Below are 17,393 nucleotides of genomic sequence, written 5' to 3' on the forward strand. Positions count from 1 at the left end.
GAGCGTCGGTGGGTAGAAAACCTTGGTGCGAAGCGCATGGCTGCGCGGGCACGGATGCACATGATAGACAGCCAGCGCAAAGCGTGCCGGCCGCCTCAGGCACGTTTTCTGCGTGCGCCGCATGGCTTTGAGCCGTCTGTTGCCGACGCCGGCCGGCCTCCCGATTTTCTAGAATGACCACAACTCGGGTGCACTGTGCTGCCCGCCGGACAGGAGACCTTATGCCGTTTCTCGCGCATCACCATGACTGCCTCGGCTGGAACGGTGAGATGGCGCAGCGCGTGCTGGCATTCGATTGGGCCTCCACTGAACTGGGCCCGATCCAGGACTGGTCACCCAGCCTGCGTGCCGCCGTGCACATGGTGCTGGCGTGTCCGGTGCCGCTGGTCATGCTGTGGGGCCGCCACGGCTACATGGTCTACAACGATGCCTACGCCGTGTTTGCCGGCGGGCGTCATCCCTATCTGCTGGGTTGCCCCGTTGAACTGGGCTGGCCCGAAGTGGCCGACTTCAACCGCCATGTCATGGACGTCTGCCTCGGTGGCGGCACGCTGTCGTACCGCGACAAGGAACTCGTCCTGCTGCGCAACGGCCGCCCCGAAGACGTGTGGATGGATCTTTACTACAGCCCGCTGCCCGATGACACCGGTCGCCCGGCGGGCGTGCTAGCCATCGTGGTGGAAACCACCGAGCGCGTGCAGACCGAGCGCGAGCGGCAGGCCGCCGAGCAGGCCCTGCGCCAGTTGACCGAAACGCTGGAGCAACGCGTGGCCGATGCGCTGTCTGCCCGCGCCGAAGTGGAAGCGCAATTGCGCCAGGCCCAGAAGATGGAAGCCATCGGCAACCTGACCGGCGGCGTGGCCCACGACTTCAACAACGTGCTCCAGGTGATTGCCGGCAATCTGCAGATGCTCTCGGTGGAGGCACCGAGCAACACGCGCGTGCAGCATCGGATTGCCGCCGCCACGCGTGCCGTGCAGCGCGGTGCCACGCTGGCGGCGCAGCTGCTCGCCTTTGCGCGCCGCCAGCAGCTCTCGCCGGCGGTCGTCAACCCGACGCGGCTGGTCCAAGGCATGAGCGAGATGCTGCACCGCGCACTGGGCGAAGCCATCAAGGTGGAAACGCACCTGGCCGCCGACTTGTGGAACGTCCAGGCCGACCGCAACCAGCTCGAGAACGCGCTGCTGAACCTCGCCATCAACGCACGCGATGCCATGCGCGGCGGCGGCGTGCTGACCATTGCCGCCAACAACGTCACGCTCGACAACACACAGGCGGACGTGCGTGATCAGCTTGCCCCCGGCGACTACCTCGTCTTCTCCGTCACCGATACCGGCGTGGGCATGCCACCCGAAGTGGTCGAACACGCTTTCGAGCCCTTCTTTACCACCAAGCCCGACGGCCACGGCACGGGCCTGGGGCTCAGCATGGTGTTCGGCTTCGTCAAGCAGAGCGGCGGGCACATCGCCATCGACAGTACAGTCGGACAAGGCACCACGGTGCAGCTCTACTTCCCGCGCTGCACGGAGGCGGCCCCGGACGATGCCGTCGAGCTGCGCGACACCATCGTTACGCCCATGGGCGGGCGCGAGACCATCCTCGTGGTGGAGGACGATACCGACGTGCGCCTGACCGCCGTCGACATGCTGACCCAACTCGGTTACCGCGTGCTCACGGCCGCCAACGGCCAGGCCGCGCTCGACCTCATGAACAGCGGCACGTCCATCGACCTGCTGTTTACCGACGTGATCATGCCAGGCCCCATCAAGGGCAGCGAACTGTCGATACGCGCCGCGCAGCGCGTGCCGCCACTGCCGGTGCTGCTCGTCTCGGGCTATCCGCGTGACGAGGTGCAGCACGACGGCAGGCTGCCGCCGGGTGTGACACTCCTCGGCAAGCCCTACCGGCGTGATGACCTGGCGCGCATGGTGCGCAACGTGCTCACCGCCAGCCGCACCGCGCAGGCACAGGCGCAATCGGCATCGCCATCGGCGGGCCCTGCCGTGGCTACAGACGCTTCACAACCGCCTGCGGTGCTGCTGGTGGAAGACGACACCGCCTCGCGCGAAGCCATGCAGGAGGTGCTCACCACCTTCGGCCTGCAATGCGTGGCCGCCGTCAATGCCGAAGACGCCCTTGCACTGGCCCGCACGCGCTCCGTTCAGGTGCTGCTGACCGACCTCACCCTGCCCGGCCAATCCGGCGCGAACCTCGCCCGCACGCTGCTGCGCATGCAACCGCAACTGCAGGTGCTGCTGATGTCCGGCTACGGCACGGAAGCCGAGATTGGCGAGCCCATTGCCGGCGCACGCCTGCTCGGCAAACCGATCGACCTGATGACGCTGCAGCAGGCGCTGGCGCCGTGGCTCGGCGCAACCGTAAGGGCTGCCGATACGCAGAATGTGACGAACGCCGCATAACCGAAGCACCCGGTCACAAACGATCTCGCCCGCCCGTCTAGGGAGGGAGCATCATCCCCGGACGATACGCCCGCCATGACCAAGCCCAGCCCCGACCGCACCACCCGCACCGACAGCGAAGACACGACCTTCACCGCCGTCCGGCCCCGCCTCTTTGCGATTGCCTATCGCATGCTCGGCAGCCGCGCTGACGCTGAAGACGTGCTGCAAGACGCCTGGATGCGCTGGCACCAAACCGACCAGACCGCGCTGCAATCGGCCGAGGCATGGCTCGTGACGGTGGTCACTCGCCTGTCGATCGACCGCCTGCGCGCCGCCAAGACCGAGCGCGAAGCCTACGTCGGCTGGTGGCTGCCCGAGCCGCTGGTTGAACCCGAAAGCCACGCCCCCACGCCCGAAACCGCCGTGGAACTGGCAGGCGATGTGTCGATGGCCCTGCTGTGGGTGCTCGAGCGCCTGTCGCCCGAAGAGCGCGCGGCGTTTCTGATGCGCCAGGTATTCGATCAGGATTACTCGGAGATCGCCGCCCTGCTGGGCAAGACCGAAGCCGCGTGCCGGCAGATGGTGCACCGCGCATCAGACCGGGTGCAGCAGGAGCGCCCGCGCTTCGATGTCGCGCCCGATGCGCATCGGGACTTGCTCGAGCGCTTTGCGCAAGCCTCACGAACGGGCCAACGCGATGCCATCCGCGCGCTGCTGGCAGATGACGCGCAACTCGTGGGCGACGGCGGCGGCAAGGTGCCGTCGTTCACGCGCATCATTCAAGACGCCGGTCAGATCACCAAGATCTACTGCGAGCTGGTGCGCGCCATGGGCGACGTCCGCTACGTACACGCCCGCGTGAACGGCGAGCCCGGCCTGCTGCGCTACGTGGATGGCAAGCTGGAATCGGCGCAGTCGTTCGTCATCGAGAACGGCCAGATCGTGGCCATCTACGTGGTGCGCAATCCGGACAAGCTGGCGCACATCGGCATCGGCGCATAAAAAAACAAAGTTTTCTTGCGGGGCTGTCACAACGCAGCCGCGCTAGGCGTCTTCAGGGTATGGAGCGACGCAAGGCACCCACCTGCCGCCTGCATCGGCTCCTTCATCAACTCAAACCCTCAGGAGCCACGTATGTCGCAAGCCCCCCGCATTGCCTACTTCCAACTCGCACCGAAGGCGTTCAACAACCTGCTGAACCTGTCGAACGGCCTGCGCCGCGACTTGCTGGGCGCCAGGCTGGTCGACCTTGTGCTGCTGCGCGTGTCGCAAATCAACGGTTGCGCCTTCTGTATCGACATGCACTGGGCCGACCTTATCAAAATGGGCGAAGACCCGCGCCACCTGAACGCCGTGGCCGGCTGGCGCGAAGCGCCGTTCTTTACCGAGCGCGAGCGCGCCGCACTGCGCTGGGCCGAACTGGTCACCAACACCCCGCACAGCGATGCCAGCGACGAAGAATTCGCCCGGCTGCGCGAACACTTCAGCGATGAGGAGATCGCCGAGCTGAGCTTTGTGATCGTCACCATCAACAGCTGGAACCTGCTGAACGTGAGCCTGCGCAACCCAGTGCCGCTGAAGGCGCCGCATGTTGCAGCGGCTTAACAGAAAACAGCGGGAAGCTGCGCCAGTACGACGATCGCTGTACAGCAGCGCTTGCGCACATGCGTAGGCGCTGCACCTACAGGTTCAACAGGTTCAGCCGTGCAGGAAGCGCACCATCAGCACTTCGTCTGCATAGCCCGTGGTGGATTGGAGAGCGCGCGGCTCCACGCCGTAGGTCTCAAACCCGCAACGCTCGTACAGTGCCAGCGCTGCATCGTTGCCGCGTACCACCGACAGCGTGAGTTGCTGGACGAGCCCCGTTGCCGCCGCCACGATGCGCTCCACCAGCGCCACGCCCACGCCGCGCCCGCGCGCGGCCGGCGCCACGTAAAAGCCCCACACAAAACCCTTGTGCGCGAGCTTCGCTATCGTTTGCTGCTTGAAGCCGACCATGCCGACGATGCGTGCGTCGCTGCCGGTTCCCGCATAGGCGCCCAGCACGATGGTGGTCGCCAAGCGCTCGGCAAACGCTTCCGTCGAGAGCCCGACCTCGGCCTCGTACGTTGAACCGAATGCGTCGGGCGAATCCTTGAGCGCAGCAAGACGAATGGCGCGGTAGTCCGCCACGTCAGCTGCATCGACAAAAGACAACTGGCGGATCAAGACTGTGTTGTTCGAGTTTGGGTTGGCGTTGGACATGGCTGGCAAGGCGATCAGCGTGTAGGCAAGAAGCAAACGTAAGCGGCCAGTATCGCGCCAATCACACGCACACGACCTACAGTGCCGCCTCCGTCCATGAAGCCGAGGGCTTTGTCCGTCAATTGGCCTATGTCGGCATGTGCCCAGGTACCTATGCTTCGGGAAACGCGAGTCAACAAATCTACAAACCGCGACAACCGGAACGGGGGGGAGCCATGGCCGAGCTTTTAATCGCCAAAGCGCAACGCAGCAGCAGCGCATACACACAACCCACACCGGCACCGATTCCGCCCGACGCCCCGCGGCACGCACGCGGCATGCACGGCGCCGCGCTGGTGATGGCCGCCGCGCTGTCGCTGGGGCTCAGTGCCTGCGGTGGCGGCGAAGATGCCGGTACCACGACCCCACCGACGAACAACAACACGCCAGCCCCCACCCCGTCACCCGCGCCCACACCGGCGCCCAAACCGACGCCATCGCCATCACCTGCGCCCACACCAACGCCGGCGCCCACACCTGCGCCAGCGCCGGCGACCTATTCCGTGGGCGGTACCGTCAGCGGGCTGACCAGCGGCAAGTCCGTCACGCTGCTGGACAACGGCGGCGATGCGGTTGTCGTCAACGCCAATGGCAGCTTCAACTTCCCGACCAAGCTCGCGCAGGGCAAGCCCTATGCAGCGACGGTCGGAACGCGGCCTTCGGGTGAGAACTGCACCGTCACCAACGGCAGCGGCACCGTGGGCACCAGCAACGTGACCACCATTGCGGTGGCCTGCACGCCCAAGCCCCTGTTCGGCTATGCGGTCAACTCGAACGACGGCACCATCTCGGCCTTCACGCTGGATGCGACCACCGGCATGCCCACCGCAGTCGGCACGGCAGTGGCGGTGGGAGCAGGGCCGCTGTCGCTGACCATCGACCCGGCGGGCAAGTTCGTCTACGTGGCCAACGCCAACGCCAACACCGTCACCACGCTCTCCATCAATGCCGATACCGGACTGCTCACGGTAGTCGGCTCGGCCACGCCCACGGGCATACAGCCCTACAGCATTGCGCGCACGCCCAACGGCAAGTTCGCATACACGACCAACTATGGAGACAACACGCTGTCGGCGTTCTCCGTCAACACGGGCACCGGTGCACTGACCGCGCTCGCGCCCATCACCGCCGGGGCCAACCCGTACACGGTCGCCATCAACAGCGCAGGCACCTTCGCCTACGTGGTCAACGCCAACAGCGGCGCCACGCCGGGCACGGCCATGGCGTTTGCCGTCAACAACACAACGGGCGCACTCACGCAGGTGGGCACCACGGTCAACACGGGCAACACGCCGCAGTTCATCGCGGTCAACTCGGCGGGCACCTACGCCTACGTGACCAACGCCGCAGACAACACCATCAACGTCTACAGCATCAGCAACACCGGGGCGCTCACCGCATCGGGCACACCGGTGGCGGCAGGCACCAACCCGTACTACATCGCCATCGCACCGTCGGGCGGCTTCATGTACGTGACCAACGTGCTGGCCAACACGGTCAGCGTCTTCAGCATCAACCCGTCCAACGGCGCCCTGACAGCGGTCGCCACCACACCCACCGGCAACGCGCCCGTGACCGTGCTCGTCAACCCCGCCGGCACCTTCGCCTATGTGGTCAGCGCCGTGGACAACAGCGTCAGCGCATACAGCATCGACAGCACCACCGGCAAGCTGACCGCCGTGGCAAGCGGGTCAGCCGCCACCGGCAACATCCCGCGCGGGATGGCGATTGTGGCGGTGCCGTGAGGTTGTAGTTGAGCTGAGCTGAATCGGTCTGCAGGAATGCAAAGCCCCTCGCGAAGGCGAGGGGCTCTGTTTTATTGCGGGGGTCCCACGCGGCAGCCCCGGCCAGCCTCACACATCGATCGCCGAAGTCGACTTCACCTTGCGGCGCAGCTCGTATTTCTGGATCTTGCCCGTCGACGTCTTGGGCAGCGGCCCGAAGAACACTGCCTTGGGCACCTTGAAGCCGGCCAGCAAAGTGTTGCAATGTGCGATCAGGTCTTCTGCGGTGGCGGTGGCGCCGTCCTTGAGTTCAACGAAGGCGCAGGGCGTTTCGCCCCACTTGGCATCCGGCTGGGCAACCACGGCGGCAGCCAGCACGGCCGGGTGCCGATACAGCGCGTCCTCCACTTCCACGCTTGAGATGTTCTCGCCGCCGGAGATGATGATGTCCTTGCTGCGGTCCTTGATCTTGATGTAGCCGTCGGGCATGCAGACGCCCAGGTCGCCGGTGTGGAACCAGCCGCCGGCAAAGGCCTCGCGCGTGGCCTTCTCGTTCTTGAGATAGCCCTTCATGCAGATGTTGCCGCGGAACATGATTTCGCCAATGGTCTCGCCATCGGCCGGCACAGGCTGCATGGTCTCGGGGTTGAGCACCGCCACTTGCGATTGCAGGTGGTACCGCACGCCCTGGCGCGCCTTCATCGTTGCCCGGTCGTGCTCGGGCAGCGTACGCCATTCGTCCTGCTCGGCGCAGACGGCTGCAGGGCCGTACACCTCGGTCAGGCCGTAGACGTGCGTCAGCTCAAAGCCCATGGCTTCCATCTGCGCCAGCACGGCGGCCGGGGGCGGTGCACCCGCCACCATGCCGCGCACCGGCCCGCGCAGGCCCTCGCGCCACGACGGCGGCGCGTTCACCAGCGTGGTATGCACGATGGGCGCGGCGCAGTAGTGCGTCACGCCTTCGTCGCGCATGAGGTCGAACACCAGCTTCGGCTCGAACTTGCGCAGGCAGACATTCACGCCCGCACGCGCCGCGATCGTCCATGGGAAGCACCAGCCATTGCAGTGGAACATCGGCAGCGTCCAGAGATAGACGGGATGCTTCGGCAGATCCCACTCCAGGATGTTCGACACCGCGTTGATGGCCGCGCCTCGATGGTGATAGACCACGCCCTTCGGGTCGCCCGTGGTGCCCGAGGTGTAGTTCAGCGCAATGGCGTCCCACTCGTCGGCCGGCAACTGCCAGGCGTAGTGCGGGTCGCCCGAGGCCAGGAACGTTTCGTAATCGGTGTCGCCAAACGGCTCGGCCTGCGGGCCCAGGGCATCGTTCACGGCAATCACTTTCAGGCCGGGAATCTCCAGCGCCATCTGGCGGGCCAGGTCGGCAAACTCGGTGTCGGCCAGCAGCACGCGGGCTTCGCCATGGCGCAGCTTGAAGACGAGGTTGGCGGCATCCAGACGGATGTTCAGCGCGTTGAGCACGCCGCCCGCCATCGGCACCCCGAAGTGCGCCTCCACCATGGCAGGCGTGTTGGGCAGGAGCGCCGCCACCGTGTCGCCACGGCCGACGCCCGCCAGCGACAGCGCACTGGCCAGGCGCCGCGCGCGCTCATAGGTGTCGCGCCAGTTCTGGCGCACCGGCCCGTGCACGATGGCCAGGCGGTCGCCATACACATCCGCCGCGCGGGCAAGAAACTCGATGGGTGTGAGCGGGACGAAGTTGGCCGCGTTGCGGGCCAGACCGCTATCAAAATCCGTGGGCATTGCTGTGTCTCCGTGCGCCGGGCGCTGTTGCTTTTTGTTGGGCAACGCTATCATCGGCCGGCTCCCGCACTCTGTCACCTGAGTGACAAACCGCCCGGAAACCCGCGCCACCCGAAGGCTGACGGGTTTCTTACAAAGCGAAGGCAGAGCCCCACGCGCCCCCGCGACCCTTGACCGTGTGCCTTCGCCTGCCATGACGACACCCCGTGCTCCGACGCCCGCCACGCAACTGGAAGGCCATGCGTGGTTCACCGCGCTTGCGCCTGAACACCAGGCCCTGGCCGCGCGAGAAACCCTGCTGCAGGCCTTCGAGCCCGGCGCCTTCATTGCCCGCCGCGGCGAACCGTCCCGCTACTGGATCGGCGTGGACACCGGGCTCATCAAGCTGGCCGTGTACACCTCCGACGGGCGGGGCTGCACGTTCTCCGGCGTGCCTGCGGGCGGCTGGTGCGGCGAGGGCAGCGTCATCAAGCGCGAAGACCGCCGCTATGACGTGATCGCCATTCGCGCCTCGCACGTGCTGCTGGTGCCCGAACCCGTGTTCAATACGCTGCTCGCGCAGAGCTTGCCGTTTGCCAGCTTTGTGGTGCGCCAGCTCAACGAACGCATGGGTCAGTTCATTGCCACCGTGCAGAACGACCGCCTGCTGAGCGCCGATGCGCGCGTGGCGCAAGCGATTGCGCAGCTGTTCCACCCTGCCCTGTACCCGCGCACGAGCACCGTGCTGGAGCTGTCACAAGAAGAGATCGGGCTGCTGACGGGGCTGTCGCGCCAGCGCGTGAACCGCGCGCTGCAACGGCTGGCCGAAGGCGGAATGATCGCGCTGTCATACCAGACCATTCGCGTGACCGACCTCGAGCGGCTGCGGCTCTTCGGCCTGTCGGAGCTGTAAGCGCCGCGCCCGACTCTGTCACCCGGGCGACATTGCCCCTGTTGCGCACAGACATAGAATCCTGCAACAGTCGCGCTTCATCCGCCGCCTTATCGGTCAGCCATGCCACTCATCAGCCGCGCCCACGTCCGTCTCTCGCGCCTGCGCTTTCCGTTTGCGGTGCGCGTGCAGTCCGAGCAGGGCACCGTATGCCTGCGCGATGCCAACGGCCGGCGCGAAGTGCGCCCGGGCAATCCGTTCGTGGTGCCCGCCTTCGCGCATTTCGGTTGCGAGATTCCGGGCACCCTGTGGCAGCCGTGCGCCATCACGTTCAAGGCCGTGCCCGACGCCGGCTGCCCGCGCATGGCCGCCATCCAGCATGACAAGCCCTGGGCGCGCGCATTCGCCACGCTGGTGTTCGAACACCCCGTGCAGGCGTGGAACGCCGCGCTGCTGAGCCACTGCTGGCAGGCCTGCCCGCGCCAGGTGCGTGCGCGTCTGTTTGCGGAAGGGGAAGCACTGCATGCGCTGGTGCGCGAGCAACGCGCCGCCTGGGCGCTGTACCGGCTGGCGCACACGTGCGGCAATGACGAGCCCGAAGCTGAAGCGCTGCACGCGCTGGCCCGGCGGGCCGGCCTCCGCAACGCGCGCACGCTGAATGAAACGTGCGCAAGCCTGTTCGGGGTGGAGCTGGGTGCCCTGCTGGCGGGCAACGCAGATTCGGCCAGCGGTTCGGTGCACGGCAGCACCGCCCCGCTGGAGCGGTGGGCGCAGCCGCTGGCGATGGCCCTTTAAGCGCTGCGCCGCAACCGCGGCATCAATCGAAGATCACCCCACGCCGCACGCCCGCACGCGGCAGCGGGCTCGGCTCGCCAAGGATGTCGAGCACCGCATCTTCAATCGTGTTGGACAGCGCGTTGAGCGCGAGGTCGTTGTCTTCCGTGCCGAACGGGTCTTCGAGCTGCGAGGCGATGGCCTCGTGCGCCATGAAGGTGTACGCCACGAACACCGCAAACACGGGCGTGAAACTGCCGATGCTTTCCACCAGCCCAAACGGCAGTGCCGCGCAGAAGAAGTACACCGTGCGGTGGATCATGACCGAGTAAGCAAACGGCAGCGGCGTGCCCGCAATGCGCTCGCACCCGCCGATGCTGTTCGACAACTCGTTGAGGTTGCGGTCGAACGCCAGGGCGGCGTACCCATCGAGCGCACCGGCTTGCGCGCGACGCTGCACCCATTCACCCAGCCACTGCACGATGACGATGGGCCGGTAGCGCGCGGCCATCACGCGTTCGAGCAACGCTGCGGGCAGCCGGGTGGCGAGGTCTTCGCGCGCATCGGTGTGGCGCAACTGGTGGCGCAGCGCGTGCGGCAGCGCGCCCAGCACCTGTGCGAACTCGCGGACGTCGGCATCGGCTGCGGGACCGTTCGGGCCACCACCGCGCGGCAGCGTCAGTGCCTGGCGCGTGAGCGAACGCGCCGTGTTGAGCAACTGGCCCCAGAGCTTGCGGGCCTCCCAGTAGCGGTCGTAGCTGGCGTTGTTGCGAAAGCCCAGGAACACCGCCAGCGCAATACCGACGAGCGAGAACGGCGTCGTGCTCAGGTTGACGGAGACGGGCAGCAGGTGCGCATGCACCGCGATGGCCACCAACGACACGAAGAAGATCAGGAACAGGCGCGGCAGAAGCTGCGGCAACACCGACCCGCGCCATGCGAGCAGCATGCGGAACCAGTGCAAATGGGGGCGGACAACCATGGGAAGACGCGAATGCGTTGCAGGGGAGTGCGCGAATTATGGCAGAGGCAAGGCCGCCCGGATGCCTGCCTATGCCCTGCGCCTCACTGCACCGCGCCAATGAACGCCGCCAGCTCCGCCGTCTTGGGGCTGGCAAACACCTCTTTGGCCGGCCCGCTTTCATGGATCAACCCCTGGTGCATGAACACGAGCTGATCGCCCACGTCACGCGCGAAGCGCATCTCGTGCGTGACCATGATCAGCGTCATGCCTTCGGCGGCGAGCTGCTTCACCACGGCCAGCACTTCGTTCACCAGTTCCGGGTCCAGCGCGGAGGTGATTTCGTCGCACAGCAGCACCTTCGGCTGCATGGCGAGCGCGCGGGCAATGGCCACGCGCTGCTGCTGGCCGCCGCTGAGCTGATCCGGGTACGCATCGAACTTATCGGCCAGGCCAACCTTGACGAGCATCTGGCGCGCGAGGTCGTTGGCATCGGCCTTCTTCATGCCCTTGACCACCACGGGCGACAGCGCCACGTTCTGGCCGGCTGTGAGGTGCGGAAACAGGTTGAACTGCTGGAACACCATGCCCACGTTCAGGCGCAGCGCGCGCAACCGCGCGGGCGTGGCCTGCGAGCCCTGCAGCACCGCGTTGTCCACGACGATCTGCCCGTCGTCGATGGTCTCCAGCCCGTTGATGGACCGCAGCAGCGTGCTCTTGCCCGAGCCGCTGCGCCCGATGATGGCGACCACCTGGCCGGCCTCCACGCGCAGGTCGACACCCTTGAGAACGTGGTTGTTGCCGTAATGCTTGTGTACGGCGCAGAGATCAACGAGCGGCATAGAGCTTCTTTTCCAGATGAGAGGCGTAAAGAGACAGCGGCCAGCACAGCGCGAAATACCCAATGGCCACCAGCCCGTAGATAAGGAACGGCTGGAAGGTGGCATTGGCCAGCACCGAACCCAGCTTGGACAGGTCTTCAAACCCGATGATGGAGGCCACCGCCGTGCCCTTGACGATCTGCACGGAGAACCCCACGGTGGGCGCAACCGACAGGCGCACCGCCTGCGGCAGCACCACGTGGCGCATCTGCTGGAAGTACCCCATCGCCAGGCTGGAAGATGCTTCCCACTGGCCGCGCGGGATGGCCTCGACACAGCCGCGCCACACCTCGGCCAGATAGGCACTGGTGTACAGCGTCAGGCCGATGGCGGCGGCCGCCCACGGCGACATCTCGAACCCCGCCATGGACGCCCCAAAGAACACGATGAACATCTGCATGAGCAGCGGCGTGTTCTGAAAGAGCTGGATATACGCCTTGCTCACTCGCCGCAGCGTGGCGTTGCGCCCCACGCGGGCAAACAGCACCACCAAGCCGGCCGTGCCGCCCAGCGCAAAGGCCATGAGCGACAGCATGAGCGTGGCAAGCAGCCCCTCCCCCAGCTTGAGGAGAATGGGCAACAGAGGGATGTCGGCAATCATGCGGCGTCTCCAACGGAGGCGGCTGCGGTGGCGGTGGCAGCAAGCGGTGCAGCGGACACCGCAGGCGCGCGGCGCCCGACAATAAAGCGCTGGCCGATCCAGGCGAGCAACTGACGCAGCAACATCGCCAGCGCAAAGTACAGCGCCGTCACCATCAGGTAGGTTTCAAACGCGCGGAAGTTGCGCGACTGGATGAAGTTGGCCGCAAAGGTCAGATCCTGCGCGGCGATCTGCGAGACGACCGACGTGCCCAGCATCACGATCACGATCTGGCTGCTCAGCGCCGGCCACACCTTCTGCAGCGCGGGCCGCAGCACCACGTGCCGGAAGATGGCCCAGCGGCTCATCGCCAGCGCATTGGCCGCTTCCAGCTGGCCGCGCGGTGTTTCTTGAATGCCGGCACGCACGATCTCTGTGATGTACGCGCCCAAGTTGACCACCGCCGTGAGCAACGCCGCCTGCCATTCGTTGATCTGCACGCCCAGCGAGGGCAAGCCGAAGAACACGAACATCAACTGCACAAGAAACGGCGTGTTGCGGATGCCCTCCACATACACCTTGAACAACGCATTGAACGGGGCGATGCGCCAGGCGCGGCACACACCCCCGGCAATGCCGATGGCGCCACCGAGCACCGCGCCCGCCGCCGTGAGCGCGAGCGTGAATGCCGCGCCCTGCGCGAGCTGGCCGCTGTAACTGAAGACAGCGCCAAAGTCGAATTGATAAGCCATGAAGAGGTCCGGCGGACTTGCGTTGCGAACGTGCGTAGAACCTGTTCACGATCCGTAGCGAGCGGCCCGAGGTTGGCGCGAGAAGCGCAGCCGTACGTGGGTACGGCGAGCATCGCAGTGTCAAGATCGGGTCGCGCAGTAGGATCGTGAGCAGGTTCTTACAGCTTGGCGGGCAGCGGCATCTTGATCCAGCGCTGCGACAGATCGTTCAGGCGGCCGTCCGTCTTCAGCTTGGTGATGACGGTGTTCACCTTGTCCAGCAACGCGGGCTCGCCCTTGGCCACACCCACGTAGCAGGGCGTGTCTTCCACGGGGAACTTCATGTCGAGCTGGCGCAGCTTCGTGCGCTCGTTCACCGCGTTGGCAACGATGTTGCCCACCGTCACCAGCTGCACCTGGCCGATCAGGTAGCTCTGCGCGGTGGCGTTGTTGTCTTCATAGCGCTTGATGGTGGCCGACGCCGGCGCCACGGCCGAGAGCGCCAGATCTTCAGTCGAGCCGCGCGTGACGCCAATCGTCTTGCCGGCCAGATCTGCCGGCCCCTTGATCGACACATCCTTCGGGCCGTACACGCTCTTGGGGAACGGCGCATACGCCTGCGTGAAATCGATCACCTTGGCGCGCTCGGCGTTCTTACCCAGGCTGGAGATGACGACATCCACCTTGCCCGTGGTGAGGAACGGAATGCGGTTGGTGCTGGTGACGGGCACCAGCTCGGCCCTGACGCCGAGTTCCTTGGCGACGAGGTTGGCCATGTCGATGTCATAGCCCTGCAGCTTCAGGTCCGGACCGAGCGAGCCGAACGGCGGGAAGTCGTTCGGGATGGCCACGCGGATCACGCCGGCTTTCTGGATGTTGGCCAGCGCATCGGCATGTGCGGGGCGGCCGGGCAGCAACGCCGCAACAGCGCTGGCCGCCATGACGGCGTGGAGGAAGAAGCGACGCGAGATGGGGCGCGAAGCGTGGCGGGCTGTGATGCGGGTCATTCAAAAACTCCTTCGGATTCAGACATGGAGACGAGGCGAAACGAAACCGGTTCGTGCTGCATGCGCTCGGGCGCAAGGTGGGGTGCAGGCTGCGGCGCGTTCAGATCGATGCCGCTGCGGCGCGCGGCCGACAACAGATGCGCGCGCATGGCCTCTGCGCTGGCGGCGGCATCGCCCGCGGCAATGGCCTGCACGATGGCGTTGTGCTCGTGCGCGGGGTGGTCGTCTGCGCCGTTGCGGGCAAAGGGCAGGCGCAGGCTGTGGCCGATGGCGTGTTCCAACTGGCCGGCCATCGCCATCAACCCCGGGTTGCCGGACAACTGCGCGAGCAGCAGGTGGAAGTGCAGATCCGCCTCTGCCGCGCTCAGCAAATCATTGCGCTCCAGCGCATGGGCCAATTGCTGCTGCAGCCATTGCAGGTGGCGCAGGCCGGCGGCATGCATTCGCGCGGCGGCCAGCGCCGTCCAGCCGGGCTCCAGCACCAGGCGCAGCTCGATCAACTGACGCGGCGACAGCGTGCCCAGCGCGGGCGTGGCAAACGGCCGGTGCATGCGCTCTGCACTCGCCCCTTCCGCGCCAAACCTCTGGCCGCGCGCCACCACGCCACGGCTGGGGAGGATGTCCACCAGGCCCAGCGTTTCGAGCACCGTCAGCGCCTCGCGCAACGACGCGCGGCTCACGCCCAGGCTTTCCGCCAGCTCACGCTGCGGCGGCAGGCGGCTGCCACTGGGGTACTCGCCACTCAGGATGCGTTGCTGGAGTGCTTGCGCGACGGAGGATGGAATGCTGTGCATGGGCCGACGTTAGAGAAAGACACGGTCGTGGTCTGACCGGTCGCCCACGGCTTATGCGAGTTTTGTGCCATGCAGCATAAAGCTGCGTGTTGCGCGGTACTGCGGGTGGTTGGTTGCCTGGGCTGTGCCCTTGGGTGAGGCGTGGGCTGGGGGTGCGGGGGATTGGGCGCTTGGAGTTGGTGCGGGGCGCACCGGTTTGGGACCTGTGGGCGATGAGGGAGCTGCGCGCTCCAACTAGCGTTGCACCAGTGGCAGAGCGGCGCGGCTATATTGCTCCACCAGAAGCGTGACCTCGATGGACGACGTAGACAACTCAGGCACATGGCGACAACTCCAACCTTCTACCCCTACAGCCCGGAGCCGCATCGGGGCATCGCGCAGTCAACGCCCGTTGCGCAGGATGTCATCAAGCTGGCGATCGACGCCGATGAGGCGGAAGCGTGGTTCTCAGAAACGCATGCGTGCCAACGGCTGCGGGAATTGTTTCCGGCAGCCATCGCGTTTTTTGTTTGAGGATGACTACCTGGGCGAGAAGCAAAAAGCGTCGATCGAACAGGAGCTGGCGCCCGCGAAGGTGACGTGGGAGCCCGGGTATCGGATTGATGGGCGTCACGGGCGTTGCTCGTCCGCACGCGGCTGGGAATTGTTTAACGTACGACAAGAACAGCGTTACCCAGTTGCACACCGACGCTAGCGCTGCTCGCTCTGTTGCGGCTATCGCCCTTATGCAGCGCGCAGCCGCAACCCGTTGATGCTCCTCGATGAAGCTGGAAGCTAAAACTCCACGCCAACCTGCGCCATCACTGCTGGCTGTTGGCTGCGGAAGCCCGCTGGTTTGTACAACGGCCAGCCAAACGACACGTCGTAGTTGAAGGCCATGTAGGGTCCGGATGGCACGCGCCCTCGCACACCAACGACGGCACCCACCAACTTGTCGCCGAGCAGAAATTCCGCACTGGGGCCGTGCACCTTGCCCATATCGACCCCGGCATAGATGGCTTGTCCGGCCACACGCCAAGCCAGCTCGTTGCGCCAGAACCATCCATCTTCTGCCGCCAGCGTCAATTGCCCGTCGAACCCGCGCACGGTGTAGCGGTTACCGATGGTGAAGTAGTCACTGGGCAGCACGCGCGTGCGAGCGTGTTGGATAGACCAATTGCTGCTGTACTCGAACACTTCGCTCGCCAGCTTGAACGGCCAATACAAGCTCGCGTTGGCTGTCTCAACTTGTGAGCGGCCGCCGTAGCTAGGGTCACCGACAACCATGCCAGGGACGTTGGAGTGGTCGGGCAGTGTCTCGCGCCATGCAAAGCCACCATCAAGCACGACCGGCCCCAGGTAGTGCCGATGCGACATGGAAGCCTCATAGCCCACCACATCGCGACGCTGGACGGCAATCTCAGTGTCGTCTAGGTAGTTGCGGTTGATTTTGCGGAAGAGCTTGAATTGCGCGCCAGTACGTGACGTCGCATCACGGTGCAAGACACCACTGATGCCAGCATTCACCTCGGAGCTTTGGCCGCTGTACACGATGGGCTCTTCAAAGCCGGCCACTGTCTGGTTGTAGCGTGACTTGTTTGCGCCGACAAACAAGGTGGCATAACCGATCGGTACGCTCCAATTGATGGAGTAGGACCGCGTGCCCGCCGTGCTGGAGCCTCGGTCGGTATTCGACGTGGCCGAAATCGACAGCTGATCGTAGAGGTGCAGCGGCGAGTCGATGACCAGTGAACCACTCATCTGGTACTTGCCGGTGGACTTCAGGCCCGTGTTGTCCGCCGACAACGACGCGTGCCAGCGCTTGTCAGTGCCCGGCTTGAGGACGATGTCCGATTCGCCGACGCGCTCGCCAGGAACGATGTCAAAGCTCGTCTGCGATTGGCCCGGGAGGCGACGAATGCTCTCCAAGGCCTGGTCCAGGTCCCGCTGGTTCAGCAGGTCTCCGGGGCCGGCAAGCAACACCATCCGTGCCCAGCCAATGTTGTCGTCGGTAGCATTGCGAATTGCGCCGATGCGCCCCGCCAACACTTTGAGCTGCAAAGTACCGCTGGCCAAGTTCTGCTTCGGGATAAGCACCCGGGAGGTGACGTAGCCACGCTCAATCAGTGCGTTGTTCGCCTGCAGTTCGATGGCCTCAAGCCCTTGCTTGCCAACACACTGACCATTGACGGGCTTGAGCAGGTCGGGCAACCACGAGAAGACGTTGTCCTCCAGCGTGATGCCCTGGATTCGGAAGCATGGCGTTTCCTTTGGCAGCGCGGACAGAGAGATAGCCTGCGCGGGCGCGGGTGGCGTGAAGACGTCTGGGCGCGCGTTGGCACGCTCACGCGCTTGCTCGGCCTGCTGCTCTTGCAAGCGCTGCACTTCGGGGCCAGGGCCGGTGATAGGTGGCGGGGAAACTTGGGCAAGCGCAGTTGTAGAAGCCGCCCCCAGCAAGAGCGCGACGACGCGCGGACGATGACGCAACATGGAAGACCAGCGAACGAATGTCTAAACGAGGGAGTGTTTCAAGATACCGGGCATTTCGGGGCTCGGTCCAAAGGTACCCTAAGCTGCGGCTGACCAGGACGCTGGTTCAGCTGTTCGAGGCCTAAGGGCGTGCAATGAGTGAACAAACATCG

Annotated in this window: 16 protein-coding genes; 7 read left to right on the forward strand and 9 right to left on the reverse strand. The window is 65.5% G+C overall.

Features of this window, described 5'->3' with window-relative positions; translation table 11 throughout:
• Positions 1 to 221 precede the first annotated feature (221 nt).
• The 3 genes from CFE42_RS19545 to CFE42_RS19555 all read left to right on the forward strand — a co-directional run bounded on the left by CFE42_RS19545 (position 222) and on the right by CFE42_RS19555 (position 4,007).
• On the forward strand, positions 222 to 2,420 hold the full coding sequence (locus tag CFE42_RS19545) for a response regulator (RefSeq protein ID WP_004635841.1): 2,199 nt from the start codon (positions 222 to 224) through the stop codon (positions 2,418 to 2,420).
• A 75-nt stretch (positions 2,421 to 2,495) separates the two neighbouring features.
• On the forward strand, positions 2,496 to 3,404 hold the full coding sequence (locus CFE42_RS19550; RefSeq protein WP_004635843.1) for an RNA polymerase sigma-70 factor: 909 nt from the start codon (positions 2,496 to 2,498) through the stop codon (positions 3,402 to 3,404).
• A 132-nt stretch (positions 3,405 to 3,536) separates the two neighbouring features.
• Positions 3,537 to 4,007, forward strand: a complete 471-nt coding sequence (locus tag CFE42_RS19555) for a carboxymuconolactone decarboxylase family protein (protein ID WP_004635846.1) — start codon at positions 3,537 to 3,539, stop codon at positions 4,005 to 4,007.
• Between the two features lie 93 nt (positions 4,008 to 4,100).
• Here CFE42_RS19555 and CFE42_RS19560 read toward each other — a convergent pair whose 3' ends face one another.
• Positions 4,101 to 4,646, reverse strand: coding sequence for a GNAT family N-acetyltransferase (locus CFE42_RS19560; protein ID WP_004635848.1), 546 nt, complete (start codon positions 4,644 to 4,646; stop codon positions 4,101 to 4,103).
• A 215-nt stretch (positions 4,647 to 4,861) separates the two neighbouring features.
• Here CFE42_RS19560 and CFE42_RS19565 point away from each other — a divergent pair, with 215 nt between their 5' ends.
• Complete coding sequence (locus CFE42_RS19565) at positions 4,862 to 6,430, forward strand: beta-propeller fold lactonase family protein (protein ID WP_004635849.1); 1,569 nt, start codon at positions 4,862 to 4,864, stop codon at positions 6,428 to 6,430.
• 108 nt (positions 6,431 to 6,538) lie between these two features.
• Here CFE42_RS19565 and CFE42_RS19570 read toward each other — a convergent pair whose 3' ends face one another.
• Positions 6,539 to 8,173, reverse strand: a complete 1,635-nt coding sequence (locus CFE42_RS19570) for an acyl-CoA synthetase (protein ID WP_296159163.1) — start codon at positions 8,171 to 8,173, stop codon at positions 6,539 to 6,541.
• Between the two features lie 193 nt (positions 8,174 to 8,366).
• On the opposite strand from CFE42_RS19570, the gene CFE42_RS19575 reads away from it, so the two are divergent.
• Positions 8,367 to 9,065, forward strand: a complete 699-nt coding sequence (locus CFE42_RS19575) for a Crp/Fnr family transcriptional regulator (protein WP_004635853.1) — start codon at positions 8,367 to 8,369, stop codon at positions 9,063 to 9,065.
• Between the two features lie 102 nt (positions 9,066 to 9,167).
• Positions 9,168 to 9,839, forward strand: a complete 672-nt coding sequence (locus CFE42_RS19580; protein ID WP_004635856.1) for a hypothetical protein — start codon at positions 9,168 to 9,170, stop codon at positions 9,837 to 9,839.
• Positions 9,840 to 9,861: 22 nt separating this feature from the next.
• On the opposite strand, the gene CFE42_RS19585 is transcribed toward CFE42_RS19580, so the two are convergent.
• From CFE42_RS19585 to CFE42_RS19610, 6 genes are all read right to left on the reverse strand, one after another.
• Positions 9,862 to 10,800 carry a bestrophin family ion channel gene (locus tag CFE42_RS19585; RefSeq protein ID WP_004635858.1) on the reverse strand — a complete coding sequence of 313 codons (939 nt, stop codon included), beginning with the start codon at positions 10,798 to 10,800 and terminating at the stop codon, positions 9,862 to 9,864.
• Positions 10,801 to 10,883: 83 nt separating this feature from the next.
• Positions 10,884 to 11,621 carry an ATP-binding cassette domain-containing protein gene (locus CFE42_RS19590; protein WP_004635860.1) on the reverse strand — a complete coding sequence of 246 codons (738 nt, stop codon included), beginning with the start codon at positions 11,619 to 11,621 and terminating at the stop codon, positions 10,884 to 10,886.
• Positions 11,608 to 12,261 carry an amino acid ABC transporter permease gene (locus CFE42_RS19595; RefSeq protein WP_004635862.1) on the reverse strand — a complete coding sequence of 218 codons (654 nt, stop codon included), beginning with the start codon at positions 12,259 to 12,261 and terminating at the stop codon, positions 11,608 to 11,610. The genes CFE42_RS19590 and CFE42_RS19595 overlap by 14 nt, the downstream gene beginning before the upstream one ends.
• Positions 12,258 to 12,992 (reverse strand): amino acid ABC transporter permease, encoded by a 735-nt coding sequence (locus CFE42_RS19600; protein WP_004635863.1) that lies wholly within the window; start codon positions 12,990 to 12,992, stop codon positions 12,258 to 12,260. The genes CFE42_RS19595 and CFE42_RS19600 overlap by 4 nt, the downstream gene beginning before the upstream one ends.
• A gap of 158 nt (positions 12,993 to 13,150) precedes the next feature.
• The gene (locus CFE42_RS19605; protein WP_004635864.1) at positions 13,151 to 13,978 is read right to left on the reverse strand and encodes a transporter substrate-binding domain-containing protein; all 828 of its coding nucleotides are present in this window, start codon (positions 13,976 to 13,978) and stop codon (positions 13,151 to 13,153) included.
• Positions 13,975 to 14,772, reverse strand: coding sequence for an FCD domain-containing protein (locus tag CFE42_RS19610; RefSeq protein WP_004635866.1), 798 nt, complete (start codon positions 14,770 to 14,772; stop codon positions 13,975 to 13,977). Before CFE42_RS19610 ends, CFE42_RS19605 begins: the two co-directional genes overlap by 4 nt.
• 321 nt (positions 14,773 to 15,093) lie before the next feature.
• Between CFE42_RS19610 and CFE42_RS19615 the strand changes: the two genes are divergently transcribed.
• Positions 15,094 to 15,285 carry a hypothetical protein gene (locus CFE42_RS19615; RefSeq protein ID WP_004635868.1) on the forward strand — a complete coding sequence of 64 codons (192 nt, stop codon included), beginning with the start codon at positions 15,094 to 15,096 and terminating at the stop codon, positions 15,283 to 15,285.
• A gap of 261 nt (positions 15,286 to 15,546) precedes the next feature.
• On the opposite strand, the gene CFE42_RS19620 is transcribed toward CFE42_RS19615, so the two are convergent.
• The gene (locus CFE42_RS19620) at positions 15,547 to 17,241 is read right to left on the reverse strand and encodes a ShlB/FhaC/HecB family hemolysin secretion/activation protein (protein ID WP_004635871.1); all 1,695 of its coding nucleotides are present in this window, start codon (positions 17,239 to 17,241) and stop codon (positions 15,547 to 15,549) included.
• Between the last annotated feature and the right edge of the window lie 152 nt (positions 17,242 to 17,393).

It is taken from the genome of Ralstonia sp. PBBBR1 (assembly GCF_002256165.1).
GTDB lineage: Bacteria > Pseudomonadota > Gammaproteobacteria > Burkholderiales > Burkholderiaceae > Ralstonia > Ralstonia thomasii.

What these genes read in the sequence shown, in the direction of transcription:
- CFE42_RS19585 (WP_004635858.1), bottom strand. Translation starts at nt 10,800, where the DNA reads ATGGTTGTCCGCCCCCATTTGCACTGGTTCCGCATGCTGCTCGCATGG.
- CFE42_RS19565 (WP_004635849.1), top strand. Translation starts at nt 4,862, where the DNA reads ATGGCCGAGCTTTTAATCGCCAAAGCGCAACGCAGCAGCAGCGCATAC.
- CFE42_RS19600 (WP_004635863.1), bottom strand. Translation starts at nt 12,992, where the DNA reads ATGGCTTATCAATTCGACTTTGGCGCTGTCTTCAGTTACAGCGGCCAG.
- CFE42_RS19550 (WP_004635843.1), top strand. Translation starts at nt 2,496, where the DNA reads ATGACCAAGCCCAGCCCCGACCGCACCACCCGCACCGACAGCGAAGAC.
- CFE42_RS19595 (WP_004635862.1), bottom strand. Translation starts at nt 12,261, where the DNA reads ATGATTGCCGACATCCCTCTGTTGCCCATTCTCCTCAAGCTGGGGGAG.
- CFE42_RS19560 (WP_004635848.1), bottom strand. Translation starts at nt 4,646, where the DNA reads ATGTCCAACGCCAACCCAAACTCGAACAACACAGTCTTGATCCGCCAG.
- CFE42_RS19575 (WP_004635853.1), top strand. Translation starts at nt 8,367, where the DNA reads ATGACGACACCCCGTGCTCCGACGCCCGCCACGCAACTGGAAGGCCAT.
- CFE42_RS19545 (WP_004635841.1), top strand. Translation starts at nt 222, where the DNA reads ATGCCGTTTCTCGCGCATCACCATGACTGCCTCGGCTGGAACGGTGAG.
- CFE42_RS19615 (WP_004635868.1), top strand. Translation starts at nt 15,094, where the DNA reads ATGGCGACAACTCCAACCTTCTACCCCTACAGCCCGGAGCCGCATCGG.
- CFE42_RS19580 (WP_004635856.1), top strand. Translation starts at nt 9,168, where the DNA reads ATGCCACTCATCAGCCGCGCCCACGTCCGTCTCTCGCGCCTGCGCTTT.
- CFE42_RS19610 (WP_004635866.1), bottom strand. Translation starts at nt 14,772, where the DNA reads ATGCACAGCATTCCATCCTCCGTCGCGCAAGCACTCCAGCAACGCATC.
- CFE42_RS19590 (WP_004635860.1), bottom strand. Translation starts at nt 11,621, where the DNA reads ATGCCGCTCGTTGATCTCTGCGCCGTACACAAGCATTACGGCAACAAC.
- CFE42_RS19570 (WP_296159163.1), bottom strand. Translation starts at nt 8,173, where the DNA reads ATGCCCACGGATTTTGATAGCGGTCTGGCCCGCAACGCGGCCAACTTC.
- CFE42_RS19620 (WP_004635871.1), bottom strand. Translation starts at nt 17,241, where the DNA reads ATGTTGCGTCATCGTCCGCGCGTCGTCGCGCTCTTGCTGGGGGCGGCT.
- CFE42_RS19605 (WP_004635864.1), bottom strand. Translation starts at nt 13,978, where the DNA reads ATGACCCGCATCACAGCCCGCCACGCTTCGCGCCCCATCTCGCGTCGC.
- CFE42_RS19555 (WP_004635846.1), top strand. Translation starts at nt 3,537, where the DNA reads ATGTCGCAAGCCCCCCGCATTGCCTACTTCCAACTCGCACCGAAGGCG.